Genomic DNA, 15,772 nt, shown 5'->3' with positions numbered 1-15,772 from the left:
GCCGAGGCAACAGGATCAGCGCTTGAAGGCTGTCGACTGTTGCTGCAATTGGGCGAGTTCGACCGGCGCATCGGTCTTGTTGGCCCATAGGCTTTGGGCATAGCCAGTGGTCACGACGCCAAGGCCAAACAAAATGACCAAAATCCATAGTAAATCCGGTTTGCGTTTCATCGATTGCCCCCCAAAGGCACATCAACACGATGACAGCAGCGGTTTCCGTTTGTAGGCCGTGCAGCAGCGTCAAGCTTTAAAGGCCGGCATTTTGCGACAACGTGAACCGCTGCGCAAATGCTGACGTCAACCGACTGTCGGTTTGTCATAAAATCGCCGACAAGCTGCTCAATCACCACGCAAGGAGCAAAAGACATGGCCTATTGGCTGATGAAATCCGAGCCCGACGAACTCTCGATCAAAGGGCTGGAAAAGCTCGGCAAAGCGCGCTGGGACGGGGTTCGCAACTATCAGGCACGCAATTTCCTGCGGGCCATGGCGGTGGGGGATGAGTTCTTTTTCTATCATTCCAGCTGCCCCGAGCCTGGCATTGCCGGAATCGGCAAGATTGTCGAAGCTGCGTATCCGGACCCGACGGCGCTGGAGCCAGAGAGCCATTATTTTGACCCGAAGGCCACTCCGGAGAAAAACGCCTGGAGTGCGATCGATGTCGCGCATGTCGAGACGTTTGCCCGGGTGCTGAAACTGGATTATCTGAAACAGCAGACGGCGCTGGCCGAGTTGCCACTGGTGCAGAAAGGCTCGCGGTTATCGGTGATGCCGGTGACGGCGGAGCAATGGGCAGCGGTGATTGCCTTAAAGCCTTGAGTCATTTGTCGCCTGGACTGGCCTCATCGCGAGCAAGCTCGCTCCCACAAGGTTCTGCGGTGGACATGTGATTGTGCTTCAACACCAATCCACTGTGGGAGCGAGCTTGCTCGCGATGACGCCAGCTCAAGCAATTGAAGTCTTACTGAATGATCAAGTTGTTGAACAACAAATCCTCAACCACCGGCTTACCGGTTTCGTCGTTCATCACCTGTTGGGTCTGTTTCAGGGCTTCCTGACGCAGCTTTTCCTTGGCCTCGACGTTGTTCATCGTCTCGGTGGTCTGCTGGGCGAACAGTGCGACCAATTGATTGCGGATCAAGGGTTCATTGGCCTTCACCGCCTTGGCGGCCTCGTCACCGGTCACCCGCAACGCCACATCGGCCTTGTAGACCTTGAGTTTCGGCGTGCCGTCCAGCCCGTAGTTACCCACGAACGGCGGGCTCAGGGTGATGTAACTGACCTTCGGAGCTGCATCTTCTTTGGCTTCTTCGGCCACCGCTGCCACAGGCAGAGACAGGGCCAGCATCAACATGATCCACGCTTTCAAAATTCGCTCCTTATCCGGTTTGCGGCCTAGCATAACGACCCGCTGCGCAAGCACAAGCTTATGGCTGACTATCAGGGCCGGGCATGCTCGTTGACCCATCGACCCACACACCTACACTTATCGGCCATCACTCCCAAAGGAATAGCCCTGATGAAAGCCGTGCTGTGCAAAGCCTTCGGCCCTGCCGAATCGCTGGTGCTGGAAGACGTCGCCAGTCCTGTCGCGAAGAAGAATGAAATCCTGCTGGACGTGCACGCCGCCGGGGTGAACTTCCCCGACACGTTGATCATCGAGGGCAAATACCAGTTCAAGCCGCCCTTCCCGTTTTCGCCGGGTGGTGAAGCGGCCGGCGTGGTCAGCGCAGTGGGTGAAAAAGTCAGCCACTTGAAAGTCGGTGACCGGGTCATGGCCCTGACCGGCTGGGGCAGCTTTGCCGAGCAGGTCGCCGTGCCGAGCTACAACGCACTGCCGATCCCGCCATCGATGGACTTCAACACCGCCGCCGCCTTCAGCATGACCTACGGCACCTCGATGCATGCCCTCAAGCAACGCGGCAACCTGCAACCGGGTGAAACCCTGCTGGTACTGGGTGCTTCCGGCGGCGTCGGCCTGGCGGCGGTGGAAATCGGCAAAGCCATGGGCGCCCGGGTGATCGCGGCGGCCAGCAGCGCAGAGAAACTCGCCGTGGCCAAGGCCGCCGGCGCCGACGAACTGATCAACTACAGCGAAACCAGCCTGAAGGACGAAATCAAGCGTCTGACCGACGGCCAGGGTGCCGACGTGATCTACGACCCGGTCGGCGGCGACCTGTTCGACCAGGCCATCCGTGCCATCGCCTGGAACGGCCGCTTGCTGGTGGTCGGCTTCGCCAGCGGTCGCATTCCCGAATTGCCGGTCAACCTGGCCTTGCTTAAAGGCGCGGCAGTGCTCGGCGTGTTCTGGGGTTCGTTTGCCCAACGCCAGCCGCAGGACAACGCGGCGAACTTCCAGCAGTTGTTCGGCTGGTTTGCCGAAGGCAAGCTCAAGCCTCTGGTGTCCCAGGTGTATCCGCTGAGCAATGCGGCGCAGGCGATCAATGACCTTGGCCAGCGTAAAGCGGTGGGGAAAGTGGTGGTGCAGGTTCGCTGAATCTCTCTGCAAAAAAGCGCGGCCATGTAGCCGCGCTTTTATTGCCGTCAAAGCAACACCCGAATCTCCTCCGGCAAAAACCGCACATACCGACTCGCCGGATGTTCGCTACACCGCTGCACAATCGAACGGACGCTGGCATTGAGCTTGGCAATCAGAGCCAGACGCTTCTCTTCCGGCAATTGAGTCGGTGAAAGCGAGTGGGTCAGGTAACTGCGGGTCCAGCTGAAAACCGAAAGCAGGTAACGCCTCCTACAACGCCCTTCACTTACATCTGAGCGACATGTTCATAAAGGAATGCGCGACTTCCAACATTTCCGCTGTTTTGCCGATGAGAACCGGTGCTATTTTCGGTAACGAAACTGTAACATTCGTATCCGCAGTCAAAACAAGAAATCTGGAGCTCTTGAATGTTTGCTTTCTTTCGTCCTGCCGCACATCAGGCTCCATTGCCTGAAGAAAAAATAGACAGTACCTACCGACGCCTTCGCTGGCAGATTTTCGCCGGCATTTTCATTGGCTATGCCGGTTACTACCTGCTGCGCAAGAACTTCTCCCTGGCCATGCCGTACCTGATCGATGAGGGCTACTCCCGTGGCCAACTGGGTCTGGCGATGTCCGCCATCGCGATTGCCTACGGTCTGTCGAAGTTTCTCATGGGCCTGGTGTCCGACCGTTCCAACCCGCGCTTCTTCCTGCCATTCGGCCTTCTGGTGTCGGCTGGGGTGATGTTCATTTTCGGTTTCGCGCCCTGGGCGACGTCCAGCGTGACCATGATGTTCATTTTGCTGTTCATCAACGGCTGGGCGCAGGGCATGGGTTGGCCGCCGAGTGGCCGGACCATGGTGCACTGGTGGTCGCAGAAGGAACGTGGCGGCGTGGTGTCCGTCTGGAACGTGGCGCACAACGTCGGCGGTGGCCTGATCGGCCCGTTGTTCCTGATCGGCATGGGGCTGTTCAATGACTGGCACGCCGCGTTCTACGTGCCGGCAGCCGTGGCGCTGGCAGTAGCGGTGTTTGCCTTTGTGACCATGCGCGACACCCCGCAATCGGTTGGCCTGCCGCCGATCGAGCAATACAAGAACGACTACCCGGAAGGCTACGACGCCAGCCACGAAGAGGAATTCAGCGCCAAGGAAATCTTCGTCAAATACGTGCTGCGCAACAAAATGCTCTGGTACATCGCCTTGGCCAACGTCTTTGTCTATCTGCTGCGTTACGGCGTGCTGGACTGGGCACCGACCTACCTCAAGGAAGCCAAGGGTTTCACTGTGGATAAAACCTCGTGGGCGTACTTCTTCTACGAGTGGGCAGGTATCCCGGGCACGCTGCTGTGCGGCTGGATGTCGGACAAGATCTTCCGTGGCAACCGTGGCCTGACCGGCATGGTGTTCATGGCGTTGGTGACGGTCGCGACGCTGGTTTACTGGCTCAACCCGGCCGGCAATCCGATGGTCGACATGATCGCGCTGCTGTCCATTGGCTTCCTGATCTACGGCCCGGTGATGCTGATCGGCCTGCAGGCGCTGGAACTGGCACCGAAGAAAGCTGCCGGTACGGCGGCGGGCTTTACCGGTCTGTTCGGTTACTTGGGCGGTTCGGTCGCGGCCAGTGCAGCGATGGGCTACACCGTGGACCATTTCGGTTGGGACGGCGGTTTCGTGCTGCTGGTCGGTGCCTGCCTGTTGGCGATGGCCTTCCTGGCCCCGACACTACGGCACAAACAAATCGCCAGTCAGGGCCGCGAAGCACTCGCTTGATCGGCCTTTGATTTACAGCGCTTGAGCCGCGCCTCCAGATTCCGGTCTGGCATGGCGTGGCTGCGCAGGGCGTGCGCGGTCTGCTCGACATAATCGCGAGTGGTGCCGTAGCGCCCGCAGGCGTTTTCGAACACATGGCTCAGCACATGGTCCGGCAGGTTGCCGGCATAGCTGGGCAGGTGTCGTTCCAGCACAAAGCCCAATGCCTGAACCTGGCTGCCATCGTCGAGGCGGCAGTTGAGCCAGTGCGGGCGGTAGGAAGGGAAAGGCATCTCGCGCTGCCAAAGTGCGTAGAGCGAGGCTTCGAGTTGCTCCTCGGGCAAGCGATAGGCGAAACCGCTGCAAGAACCGCCGCGATCCAGGCCAAACACCAGGCCGGGCATTTCCGGGGTGCCGCGATGTTCGTGGGACCACAGGTACAACCCGCGATGGTAGCCATGCACCCGGCCGCGAACCCGCTCAACCGCCGTGCATTCAGGGCGCCAGATCAGCGAGCCATACGCAAACAGCCACACCGGCCCGCCCTTGTGGCGCGCCATGGTCGATTGCATCGAGCTGAGCAGTTGTTCGTGAGTGAGCTGCGGCCCCAGATCGAGCCGCGGAGGGTAAGCCAGATTCAAAAAAGCAGATTCAATGGCGCTCATGGCGAATAGCGTTCAGCTCCCCGCGGGTGAAGAATTACTTAATAGAACGCACGGCTGTAACAATAAGGCACATAAGTTTTAAGGCAATTTAAATGCCATGGCACAGTTCTTAATGAATTGCCTGGACAACATATAACCTACCGATATTTATAAAAATTTATAAATGCCGATTGGCTATATGTGGAGTTATACACCTGTAGGAGCGAGCTTGCTCGCGATGGAATCAAGAGCGCTGCGGGTAGCCTGACTGCCCGAGTAATCGTTAACGACCATCGCGAGCAAGCTCGCTCCTACAGGGAGTGCAGCATCAGGATCTTGGTGCGTAGGCAAATACGTCGGCACGCATCTGGTGGGCATCCATTCCCGCTTCCACCAGCGCATCCAGCGTGCCGTAGACCATGGCCGGAGAGCCACTGGCGTACACGTGTAGCGGCTTGAGGTCAGGGAAGTCTTCACAGACCGCTTCATGCAACATGCCGCACCGCCCTTCCCAACCGCATTGATCGCTGACGACCTTGTGCAGGAACAGGTTGGGCAACTTCAGCCATTCGTCCCAATGCTCGATCTGATAAAAATCTTCAGGACGACGCACGCCCCAATACAGATGCACCGGGTGCTTGAAACCCGAGGCCCGGCAATGCTCGATCAGACTATGGATCTGGCCCATGCCGGTACCCGCGGCGATCAGCACGAGAGGACCGTACGGCAACTCCTCCAGGTGGGTATCGCCGAACGGCAATTCGATCCGCACCATACTGTTGCGCTGGAGCTGTTCGATCAGGCTCAGCGCACTGGATTCGCGCGCCAGTACGTGGATTTCCAGGTCGCGCCCCGCATGCGGTGCCGAGGCGAGGGAGAATGCGGACTTTTCGCCGCTCTCCCGTTCGATCATCAGGTACTGGCCAGCGTGGTAGCGCGGCGGTTTGCCGGCCGGAGCCCGCAGACGCACGCGCCAGGTGTCGCCGCCCACCTCCTTGCACTCAATGACCTGACACGACACGCTGCGCACCGGCAGTTCTCCCAGCGCGAGCACGCCATCCCACAGCACGATGCAGTCTTCCAGCGGCTCCGCTATGCAAGTGTAGAACTCGCCATGGTCACGCACATTGCCAGCCTGCTCGACCCGGCCTTCCACCAGCAGCGCCGCGCAGACGTGGCAATTGCCGTTGCGGCAGCTTTGCGGGCATTCGTAGCCCAGACGTCGTGCGCCATCGAGAATCCGCTCGCCGGGCAATATCTCAAGTACTGCTCCGGAGGGCTGCAAGGTTACACGCATCAATCTATTCCTAACTGATTCCAGATGGCATCGATCCGCTGGGTCACGGCATCATCCTTGACGATGACCCGGCCCCATTCGCGAGTAGTTTCGCCCGGCCATTTATGCGTGGCATCGAGGCCCATTTTCGACCCCAGGCCGGAAACCGGCGAGGCGAAGTCGAGGTAGTCGATCGGCGTGTTGTCGATCATCACGGTGTCGCGCTTGGGGTCCATGCGCGTGGTGATGGCCCAGATCACGTCGTTCCAGTCCCGGGCGTTGATATCGTCGTCGGTGACGATAACGAACTTGGTGTACATGAACTGTCGCAAAAACGACCAGACACCCAGCATTACCCGCTTGGCGTGGCCCGGATACGACTTTTTCATGGTCACGATGGCCATGCGGTACGAGCAACCTTCGGGCGGCAGGTAGAAATCGGTGATCTCCGGGAACTGCTTCTGCAGGATCGGCACGAACACTTCGTTCAATGCCACGCCGAGGATTGCCGGCTCATCCGGCGGACGGCCGGTGTAGGTACTGTGGTAGATCGGCTTGATCCGATGGGTAATGCGCTCGACGGTGAACACCGGGAAGCTGTCGACTTCGTTGTAGTAACCGGTGTGGTCGCCGTATGGGCCTTCATCGGCCATCTCGCCCGGATGGATCACGCCTTCGAGGATGATTTCGGCGGTGGCCGGCACTTGCAGGTCGTTGCCGCGACACTTCACCAACTCAGTGCGGTTACCGCGCAAGAGGCCTGCGAAGGCGTATTCGGAAAGGCTGTCGGGCACCGGGGTCACGGCACCGAGGATGGTCGCCGGGTCAGCGCCCAGGGCCACGGAAACCGGGAACGGCTGGCCCGGATGCTTTTCGCACCACTCGCGGTAATCCAGCGCGCCGCCACGGTGGCTCAGCCAGCGCATGATGACCTTGTTGCGACCGATCACTTGCTGACGGTAGATACCGAGGTTCTGGCGATCCTTGTTCGGGCCTTTGGTGACGGTCAGACCCCAGGTGATCAGCGGACCGACGTCGCCCGGCCAGCAGGTTTGCACCGGCAGCATGGCCAGGTCGACGTCGTCGCCTTCGATGACCACTTCCTGGCACACCGCGTCCTTGACGACTTTGGGCGCCATCGAAATGATCTTGCGGAAGATCGGCAGCTTGGACCAGGCATCCTTCAAGCCTTTGGGTGGCTCGGGTTCCTTTAGGAACGCCAGCAGCTTGCCGATCTCGCGCAGCTCGCTGACCGACTCGGCACCCATGCCCATGGCGACCCGCTCGGGGGTACCAAACAGGTTGCCGAGCACCGGGATGTCATAGCCTGTCGGCTTTTCGAACAACAGCGCCGGGCCTTTGGCACGCAGCGTGCGATCACACACCTCGGTCATCTCCAGCACTGGAGAGACGGGGATCTGGATGCGTTTCAACTCTCCGCGCTGCTCAAGCTGCTGCACGAAATCCCGAAGATCCTTGAATTTCATTGATGATGGCACCCGAAAAATAGGCGTACATCCTACCTGCTCTGCCGGCCGCTGGCAGCTTATCGCTGCTTATCTGGATGCATTCACCTGCGGTTTCCCCTCGTTTGCCCTGGCTTGCAGACTGACAAACAGCGGTTCGAGGATCGGCGCCACGAACCGCGCACCGACTTCCGAGAGGTGATTGTCATCGGTGTACAACGAGTAGCCGCCGCGTTCGGCGCGGCACAGGCCGCTGGCATCACACAGTCTTGGCGCCGGGTCCACCACCTGTACCGCCGGGTCCTGCGCCAATTGTGCGAACAATTGACTGATGAATGCCTGGCGCTTGTGATGCTCTGCGAGCGCCAGCCCGACATCGTCGACCGGACGGGCCAGCATTGCCAGACGGGTGAGGCGATACGGTGGGCTGAAGGCCTGCAACGGCGCCTCTTTTACCAGCCAGACCCGATGCCCGCCGGCACGCAATTGCGCGACTCGGGTACGCAAGCCATCGGCCAGACGTTGTTCGGCAATTGCGCGGTCGTAATGCCCGTCAGCGCTTTTCAGAACGTGGCCCAGATCACCTTTGGCATCGCCATAGAGGTATAGGCTCCAGTGCGCGACCAGCACCACATCGCTGACAGCTTGCGGCTTCAGGGCCTGCTCAACGCGTTGATTGAACCGCCCACAACGCGCATCGTGCTCCAGGCCTTCGACAGGCAAACAGCCAGCAGAACTGGCGAGCATCACATTGACGCCATGGGCCTTGGCACCCTCGTCGAAAACCGGAATCAACGCCGTGGCATGGCTATCGCCCCAGACAAGCGCTGGGGGCAGGCGGTTTTGCGCGCCATAACGGCAGAACAACTTGTCATCCGGCGTCTTGTCATCGGCCAGGCAGGCCATCAGCTCTGGCCGCCATTCGCGACCCTTGGCGTATTGCAGGGCCTGGTCAGACAGACGCCATGGCAAGCCGTCGGTCCATCGCAAGGCTTGTCCGGCCAGGCCGAGCACCAGGACGCCGCAGGCGCCAGCGAGCAGAATCTGCCGGCGCCCGGCGAGCAGGCGACGCTCACGAAACGGGGTTTCGACGAATTTCCAAGACAGATAACCCAGCAACAGCGTCAGTAAAATCAACCCGGCACTGTCGAAAACACTCGTTTCACCGACGCTGGCATAGCTGGAGAATACGAACACCGGCCAGTGCCACAGGTACCAGGAATATGAAATCAGACCGAGGCCGACCATTATCCGACTGCTCAAAAACTGACCAACCCAGGTTTCACGATGACCGTTGGCCAGAATCAGCAGCACCACACCTGACACCGGCAGCAACGCCGCGACACCCGGGAATGGCGTGGCCTTGTCATAACCGAACACCGCCAACAGGATCAGCAACATACCGAGCAGACTCAGCCACTGCGCTGCCATCGGCTTGAGACGCCATGCAGACTTGGGCGCTACCGCCAGCATCGCACCGGCCAATAGCTCCCACGCACGCATAGGCAACAGGAAGAAAGCTTTTTCCGGATGATGGGCGACAGCCCACACGCTCAAACCAAAGGACAGCAGCAATACGCTGAACAGTGCCAGTCGCCAATACTTGAGACGGCTCGACAGCAGTGTCAGCAGCAACGGGAAGACGATGTAAAACTGCTCCTCCACCGCCAGCGACCAGGTGTGCAGCAGAGGCTTGAGATCGGAGGCGACATCGAAATAGCCGTCCTGGCGCATGAACAGGATGTTGGAGACGAACATCACCTGGTAACGCACCGATCGCCCAAGCTCTTCGTAATCCTTCGGTGCCAGCAAAAACCAGCCGACCGCCAGCACCGCAATGATCATCGCGAACAACGCCGGCAAAATCCGCCGCGCACGCCGGGCCCAGAAATCGACGAAGCTGAATTGCCCGGCCTGGCGCTGATTCCAGATGATCGACGTGATCAGGTAACCGGAAATCACGAAAAACACGTCCACGCCGACAAAGCCGCCGGTAAACCCAGGAACGCCAAAGTGAAACAGCACGACGGCGATCACCGCCACTGCGCGCAAGCCGTCGATATCCCTTCGATAAGCCAGTGAGCTCATAAGCATTAAACCAGTCAGATCGTTATTTTCAGCGCGCTTGAGCATCGCCCCCGGAGATGACTGCAAACGCGGCTGGTTGAAGTGCTAACCAACTGACCTTGGCCAATCAAAAACCTCCCATGGCCCAGGTAAAAAAAAGGCGCCCCACCGGGGCGCCATTCTCTTGAACTCAACGGGCGATGTTACTTGCGCTTCATCGACAGGAAGAATTCGTCGTTGGTCTTGGTCGTTTTCAGCTTGTCGACCAGGAACTCGATGGCAGCAATTTCATCCATCGGGTGCAGCAGTTTGCGCAGAATCCACATGCGCTGCAGCTCGTCGTCGGCGGTCAGCAACTCTTCGCGGCGGGTGCCAGAACGGTTGATGTTGATGGCCGGGAACACGCGTTTTTCAGCGATGCGGCGATCCAGAGGCAGCTCCATGTTGCCGGTGCCTTTGAATTCCTCGTAGATCACTTCGTCCATCTTCGAGCCGGTTTCAACCAGCGCGGTGGCGATGATGGTCAGCGAGCCGCCTTCTTCGATGTTCCGCGCGGCGCCGAAGAAACGCTTCGGTTTCTCCAGGGCGTGGGCATCGACACCACCGGTCAGTACCTTGCCGGAGCTCGGGATCACGGTGTTGTAGGCGCGAGCCAGACGAGTGATGGAGTCGAGCAGGATCACCACGTCTTTCTTGTGCTCGACCAGGCGCTTGGCCTTCTCGATCACCATTTCGGCAACCTGCACGTGACGGGTTGGCGGCTCGTCGAACGTCGAGGCAACCACTTCACCGCGCACGGTGCGCTGCATTTCGGTTACTTCTTCCGGACGTTCGTCGATCAGCAGCACGATCAGGTGAACTTCAGGGTTGTTACGCGCGATGTTCGCGGCAATGTTCTGCAGCATGATCGTCTTGCCGGCTTTCGGCGGTGCAACGATCAGACCGCGCTGGCCTTTACCGATTGGGGCGCACAGGTCGATGACACGACCGGTCAAGTCTTCGGTGGAACCGTTACCGGCTTCCATCTTCATGCGCACGGTCGGGAACAGCGGGGTCAGGTTCTCGAAGAGAATCTTGTTCTTCGCGTTTTCCGGACGGTCGAAGTTGATCGTGTCGACCTTGAGCAGCGCGAAATAACGCTCGCCTTCCTTTGGAGGGCGGATCTTGCCAACGATGGTGTCACCGGTGCGCAAGTTGAAACGGCGGATCTGGCTCGGCGAGACGTAGATATCGTCTGGACCTGCGAGATAGGAAGCGTCAGCGGAGCGCAGGAAGCCGAAGCCGTCCTGGAGAATCTCCAGCACGCCATCACCGGAGATTTCCTCACCGCTTTTCGCGTGCTTCTTGAGCAGGGAGAAAATCACGTCCTGCTTGCGCGAACGGGCCATATTTTCTATGCCCATCTGTTCGGCCAATTCGAGCAGTTCGGTAATCGGCTTTTGCTTGAGTTCAGTCAGATTCATATAGGAATGACGTAATCATTTATGGAGGGGGGAAATTAAGCTTTTGGCTTAATGAGGCCGCGCCGCGGAGAAGGCGACAGGATCGCGTACTTATTCGAAAAGGAGTGCGTCGGCGACGGCTAGCAGGGGGCAATGGAGAAACCAGTGCGGGGCCGAATGTACCACCTGAGTTTAGGAGCGTCTAGCCCTGAATACGCAAAAAGCCCCGCTATTTGCGGGGCTTTTTGAGGACACTTTGCAACGACGCTTAGATGTTGGCGTCGAGGAAGGCAGCCAGTTGCGACTTCGACAGTGCGCCGACCTTGGTCGCTTCAACGTTGCCGTTCTTGAACAGCATCAGGGTCGGGATACCGCGCACGCCGTGCTTGGCCGGGGTTTCCTGGTTTTCGTCGATGTTCAGCTTGGCAACGGTCAGCTTGCCTTTGTAAGTCTCGGCAATCTCGTCCAGAACAGGAGCGATCATTTTGCAAGGGCCGCACCATTCAGCCCAGTAATCGACCAGTACAGCGCCTTCGGCCTTGAGTACGTCGGCCTCGAAGCTAGCGTCGCTAACGTGTTTGATAAGATCGCTGCTCATGGAATTCTCCAGGTTGTAAGCAAAAAAACGTGGCCCATCATAGCGGTCCTTCCCCCGTTCAGGAAGGTGCAGATGATTGAGTCTCGCTATGGTGATCCATGAGTTTGGGTATAGCTCAGGTCATGAAGTGGCGGGAGCGATGAACGCGATTCCGGTGCGCAACGCGGCGTTACGTACGTGCTCTTGCATGGCCTTTTGCGCGGCGCCAGACGCTCGGCGAGCCAGCGCACGAAGGATTTTGCGGTGTTCCTGCCAGGTTTCCATGGCCCGCTCGACCCGGATGAACGGTAGCTTCTGGCTTTCCAGGAAGATGTCGGCGCTGGCGGTCAGGATGCTCAGCATCGCCTGATTGCCGCTGGCCAGCAGGATGCGGCGGTGGAATTCGAAATCCAGGCGGGCCGCGGCTTCGAAGTCGCCGGACTTCAGCTCATTGCGCATGGCGGCGACATTGTCTTCCAGCGCATCGAGTTCGTCGGTGCTCAAGGTTACGGCCGCCAACCCCGCAGCAAAACCTTCCAGCGCATAGCGCAATTGAAAGATATCCAACGGCGAAGCCTGCGCCGCGAACGGCCAGCCAGGCGCCGCATCGCCCCGCGGTAGCTCCACGGGCGATTGCACGAATACGCCTTTGCCCGGCTGGATACTGATGACCCCCAGCGCACTCAGCGATGACAACGCCTCGCGCAACGACGCCCGACTGACTCCCAATTGCACCGCCAGGTCCCGTTGCGAGGGCAAGGCATCCCCCGGCCCGAAGCCCTGTTCGGTAATCAGTTTGCGGATGGCTTGCAGCGCCACTTCAGGTACGGCGCGGGAGATCGAGTTCATGGTTTTCCAGACGAACCAGCCAATGTGCGCTCAGTTGTAAAGCTATTCGCGACGTCCGGCAAGTCGTGCCCCATGGGGGTTCGGAGATTTTCACGGCTGCGCCATCGGGGTGCGAAAAGCAACCTGACTGTTCAGACCAGTAAGACCGTGCGACGCCAGTAAAACCGTGCCCTGGCGCCCTCAAAACCCCATGTTGGCATGGCCCATGCTCTGTCGATCCGCAGAAATCACTTCTTGCCGATCCGGAGATTTGCCATGACCCAGCGTTACAGCGCCCTCCTCGCAGCCTTGTTCGCCAGCCTGATGCTGAGCCAGGCACCCGCCCACGCCGATGGTCTGGAGGATGTGGTCAAGCGCGGCGTCCTCAAGGTGGCCGTGCCCCAGGACTTCCCGCCATTCGGCTCGGTCGGCCCGGACATGAAACCTCGTGGCCTCGATATCGACACCGCGAAACTGCTGGCCGACCAGCTCAAGGTCAAACTCGAACTGACGCCGGTCAACAGCACCAACCGCATCCCGTTCCTCACCACCGGCAAGGTCGACCTGGTGATCTCCAGCCTCGGCAAGAACCCGGAGCGCGAAAAAGTCATCGACTTCTCCCGCGCCTACGCGCCGTTCTACCTTGCCGTGTTCGGTCCGCCAGACGCCGACATCAAGGGCCTGGACGATCTCAAGGGCAAGACCATCAGCGTCACCCGTGGTGCCATCGAAGATATCGAGCTGACCAAGGTCGCCCCCGAAGGCGTGACCATCAAGCGTTTCGAAGACAACAACTCGACCATTGCCGCGTACCTGGCCGGGCAAGTCGACCTGATCGCCAGCGGCAACGTGGTGATGGTCGCCATCAGCGAGAAGAGCCCGAAACGCGTGCCGGCGCTGAAAGTGAAGCTCAAGGACTCACCGGTCTACGTGGGCGTGAACAAGAACGAGTCGGCGCTGCTGGACAAGGTCAACCAGATTCTGGTGACCGCCAAGAGCGACGGCGCGCTGGAAAAGAACGCCCTGACCTGGCTGAAAGAACCGCTGCCGGCCGATCTCTGATTCGGCGCGCTGGAGACGTTTTATGGCTTATCAGTTCGATTTCCTGCCGGTGGTGAACAACACCGATCTGTTGCTGCGCGGTGCGCTGTTCACCCTTGAGCTGACCGCCATCGGCGCTGTGCTCGGCGTGGGGCTGGGCATCGTCGGGGCGCTGGTGCGGGCGTGGAACATCCGGCCTTTCGCGGGGATTTTCGCGGTCTACGTCGAGTTGATCCGCAACACGCCATTTCTGGTGCAGTTGTTTTTCATCTTCTTCGGCTTGCCGTCCCTGGGCGTGCAGATTTCCGAATGGCAGGCGGCGGTGCTGGCGATGGTCATCAACCTGGGCGCCTATTCCACCGAGATCATCCGCGCCGGCATCCAGGCGATCCCTCGGGGTCAGCTGGAAGCCGCAGCGGCACTGGCGATGACGCGCTTCGAAGCGTTCCGTCATGTGGTGCTGCTGCCGGCACTGGGCAAAGTCTGGCCGGCCCTGAGCAGCCAGATCATCATCGTGATGCTCGGCTCGGCGGTGTGTTCGCAAATCGCGACGGAGGAGCTGAGCTTCGCCGCCAACTTCATTCAGTCGCGCAACTTCCGCGCCTTTGAAACCTATGCACTGACCACCTTGCTCTATCTGTGCATGGCGCTGCTGATCCGTCAGTTGCTGAACTGGCTTGGCCACCGCTTCATCGCAAGGAGCAGCCGATGAGCGACTTCACTTTCTGGGACATCGTGCGCAACCTGCTCACGGGCCTGCAATGGACGCTGGCGCTGTCGCTGGTGGCGTTCATTGGCGGCGGACTGATTGGCTTACTGATCATGGTCATGCGCATCTCGAAAAAATCCTTGCCGCGCAGTTTCGCCCGCACTTACATCGAACTGTTTCAGGGCACACCGCTATTGATGCAGCTGTTCCTGGTGTTTTTCGGCGTGGCGTTGGCCGGGATCGAGATTTCGCCGTGGATGGCCGCGGCGATTGCACTGACGTTGTTCACCAGTGCTTATCTGGCGGAGATCTGGCGCGGTTGCGTCGATTCGATTCCCAACGGTCAGTGGGAAGCCTCATCGAGCCTGGCGCTGAACCCGCTGGAACAATTGCGCCATGTGATCCTGCCCCAGGCCCTGCGCATCGCCGTGGCGCCGACAGTGGGGTTTTCGGTGCAAGTGGTCAAAGGCACCGCCGTCACCTCGATCATCGGCTTCACCGAGCTGACCAAGACCGGCGGCATGCTCGCCAACGCCACCTTCGAACCGTTCATGGTCTACGGCCTCGTCGCCCTCGGCTACTTCCTGCTCTGCTACCCCTTGTCGCTCAGTGCGCGATACCTGGAAAGGAGACTGCATGCCTCTGCTTAGAATTTCCGCCCTGCATAAATACTATGGCGATCACCATGTGCTCAAAGGCATCGACCTGAGCATCGAGGAAGGCCAGGTGGTGGCGATCATCGGCCGTAGTGGCTCGGGCAAGTCCACCTTGCTGCGCACCCTCAACGGCCTGGAGTCAATCAATGACGGTGTGATCGAAGTCGACGGCGAGTACCTCGACGCCGCCCGCGCCGACCTGCGCAGCCTGCGGCAGAAAGTCGGCATGGTGTTCCAACAGTTCAATCTGTTCCCGCACCTGACCGTGGGCGAAAACGTCATGCTCGCGCCGCAAGTGGTGCAAAAAGTGCCGAAAGCCAAGGCCGCCGAACTGGCGCGGCAGATGCTGGAAAGGGTCGGACTGGGGGAAAAGTTCGATGCCTTCCCTGATCGGCTGTCGGGCGGGCAGCAACAGCGGGTAGCGATTGCCCGGGCACTGGCGATGTCGCCGAAGGTTTTGCTATGTGACGAAATCACCTCGGCACTGGACCCGGAACTGGTCAACGAAGTGTTGAGCGTGGTCCGGCAACTGGCCAGGGAAGGCATGACGCTGATCATGGTCACCCACGAAATGCGCTTCGCCCGGGAGGTTGGGGATAAGTTGGTGTTCATGCACCAGGGCAAGGTGCATGAGGTTGGGGATCCGAAAGTACTGTTCGCCAACCCGCAGACGGCGGAGCTGGCGAATTTCATCGGGACGGTTGAGGCTGTGGGCTGACAGAGCTTCAGCGCCAGCGAGACCGTCATCGCGAGCAAGCTCGCTCCCACAGAGGGCCTGCGTCGGTCGCGGGATTAGAAACACCCTGGAACCCTGTGGGAGCGAGCTTGCT

16 protein-coding genes are annotated in these 15,772 nt (G+C 59.6%); 7 read left to right on the top strand and 9 right to left on the bottom strand.

Annotation, left to right across the window (positions count from 1 at the left end):
* Nucleotides 1–15 precede the first annotated feature (15 nt).
* Nucleotides 16–171, bottom strand: coding sequence for a hypothetical protein (locus tag AC1RP7_RS04830; RefSeq protein WP_007982896.1), 156 nt, complete (start codon nucleotides 169–171; stop codon nucleotides 16–18).
* 195 nt (nucleotides 172–366) lie between these two features.
* Between AC1RP7_RS04830 and AC1RP7_RS04825 the strand changes: the two genes are divergently transcribed.
* Nucleotides 367–819, top strand: a complete 453-nt coding sequence (locus tag AC1RP7_RS04825; protein WP_102669334.1) for an EVE domain-containing protein — start codon at nucleotides 367–369, stop codon at nucleotides 817–819.
* A 142-nt stretch (nucleotides 820–961) separates the two neighbouring features.
* Here the strand turns inward: AC1RP7_RS04825 and AC1RP7_RS04820 are convergent, their stop codons facing one another.
* Nucleotides 962–1,369, bottom strand: a complete 408-nt coding sequence (locus AC1RP7_RS04820; RefSeq protein ID WP_032829534.1) for a flagellar basal body-associated protein FliL — start codon at nucleotides 1,367–1,369, stop codon at nucleotides 962–964.
* Nucleotides 1,370–1,519: 150 nt separating this feature from the next.
* Here AC1RP7_RS04820 and AC1RP7_RS04815 point away from each other — a divergent pair, with 150 nt between their 5' ends.
* Nucleotides 1,520–2,497, top strand: coding sequence for an NADPH:quinone oxidoreductase family protein (locus AC1RP7_RS04815; RefSeq protein ID WP_218494655.1), 978 nt, complete (start codon nucleotides 1,520–1,522; stop codon nucleotides 2,495–2,497).
* Nucleotides 2,498–2,907: 410 nt separating this feature from the next.
* Nucleotides 2,908–4,257: a glycerol-3-phosphate transporter gene (gene glpT, locus AC1RP7_RS04810; protein ID WP_008048696.1), complete on the top strand. Its 1,350-nt coding sequence runs from the start codon at nucleotides 2,908–2,910 to the stop codon at nucleotides 4,255–4,257.
* Here glpT and AC1RP7_RS04805 read toward each other — a convergent pair.
* The 7 genes from AC1RP7_RS04805 to AC1RP7_RS04775 form a co-directional block, all read right to left on the bottom strand.
* Nucleotides 4,233–4,901 (bottom strand): gamma-glutamylcyclotransferase, encoded by a 669-nt coding sequence (locus tag AC1RP7_RS04805; RefSeq protein WP_090452075.1) that lies wholly within the window; start codon nucleotides 4,899–4,901, stop codon nucleotides 4,233–4,235. The genes glpT and AC1RP7_RS04805 overlap by 25 nt on opposite strands.
* Nucleotides 4,902–5,208: 307 nt before the next feature.
* The gene (locus tag AC1RP7_RS04800; RefSeq protein WP_493181398.1) at nucleotides 5,209–6,177 is read right to left on the bottom strand and encodes a CDP-6-deoxy-delta-3,4-glucoseen reductase; all 969 of its coding nucleotides are present in this window, start codon (nucleotides 6,175–6,177) and stop codon (nucleotides 5,209–5,211) included.
* Complete coding sequence (gene ubiD, locus AC1RP7_RS04795) at nucleotides 6,177–7,643, bottom strand: 4-hydroxy-3-polyprenylbenzoate decarboxylase (protein WP_008048693.1); 1,467 nt, start codon at nucleotides 7,641–7,643, stop codon at nucleotides 6,177–6,179. Before ubiD ends, AC1RP7_RS04800 begins: the two co-directional genes overlap by 1 nt.
* A gap of 69 nt (nucleotides 7,644–7,712) precedes the next feature.
* Nucleotides 7,713–9,710 carry an acyltransferase family protein gene (locus tag AC1RP7_RS04790; protein WP_493181399.1) on the bottom strand — a complete coding sequence of 666 codons (1,998 nt, stop codon included), beginning with the start codon at nucleotides 9,708–9,710 and terminating at the stop codon, nucleotides 7,713–7,715.
* A gap of 182 nt (nucleotides 9,711–9,892) precedes the next feature.
* The gene (gene rho, locus AC1RP7_RS04785) at nucleotides 9,893–11,152 is read right to left on the bottom strand and encodes a transcription termination factor Rho (RefSeq protein ID WP_057712815.1); all 1,260 of its coding nucleotides are present in this window, start codon (nucleotides 11,150–11,152) and stop codon (nucleotides 9,893–9,895) included.
* 247 nt (nucleotides 11,153–11,399) lie between these two features.
* Nucleotides 11,400–11,729, bottom strand: coding sequence for a thioredoxin TrxA (trxA, locus tag AC1RP7_RS04780; RefSeq protein WP_003206727.1), 330 nt, complete (start codon nucleotides 11,727–11,729; stop codon nucleotides 11,400–11,402).
* A 120-nt stretch (nucleotides 11,730–11,849) separates the two neighbouring features.
* A complete protein-coding gene (locus AC1RP7_RS04775) occupies nucleotides 11,850–12,557 on the bottom strand; it encodes a FadR/GntR family transcriptional regulator (RefSeq protein ID WP_154909838.1) in 708 nt (235 codons plus the stop codon).
* Between the two features lie 255 nt (nucleotides 12,558–12,812).
* Between AC1RP7_RS04775 and AC1RP7_RS04770 the strand changes: the two genes are divergently transcribed.
* From AC1RP7_RS04770 to AC1RP7_RS04755, 4 genes are read left to right on the top strand one after another with little or no spacing between them, the layout of a single operon-like run.
* A complete protein-coding gene (locus tag AC1RP7_RS04770; protein WP_057712813.1) occupies nucleotides 12,813–13,598 on the top strand; it encodes a transporter substrate-binding domain-containing protein in 786 nt (261 codons plus the stop codon).
* Between the two features lie 22 nt (nucleotides 13,599–13,620).
* Entirely contained in the window at nucleotides 13,621–14,289 is a 669-nt protein-coding gene (locus tag AC1RP7_RS04765) for an amino acid ABC transporter permease (RefSeq protein ID WP_057712812.1), read from the top strand.
* The gene (locus AC1RP7_RS04760) at nucleotides 14,286–14,936 is read left to right on the top strand and encodes an amino acid ABC transporter permease (protein ID WP_057712811.1); all 651 of its coding nucleotides are present in this window, start codon (nucleotides 14,286–14,288) and stop codon (nucleotides 14,934–14,936) included. The genes AC1RP7_RS04765 and AC1RP7_RS04760 overlap by 4 nt, the downstream gene beginning before the upstream one ends.
* A complete protein-coding gene (locus AC1RP7_RS04755; RefSeq protein WP_057712810.1) occupies nucleotides 14,923–15,660 on the top strand; it encodes an amino acid ABC transporter ATP-binding protein in 738 nt (245 codons plus the stop codon). Before AC1RP7_RS04760 ends, AC1RP7_RS04755 begins: the two co-directional genes overlap by 14 nt.
* The last annotated feature ends 112 nt before the right edge of the window (nucleotides 15,661–15,772 follow it).

It is taken from the genome of Pseudomonas sp. GW822-FHT01E03, assembly GCF_058802985.1.
The sequence above is the reverse complement of the archived record's forward strand: the minus strand, read 5'-3'. Positions and strand labels throughout refer to the sequence as shown.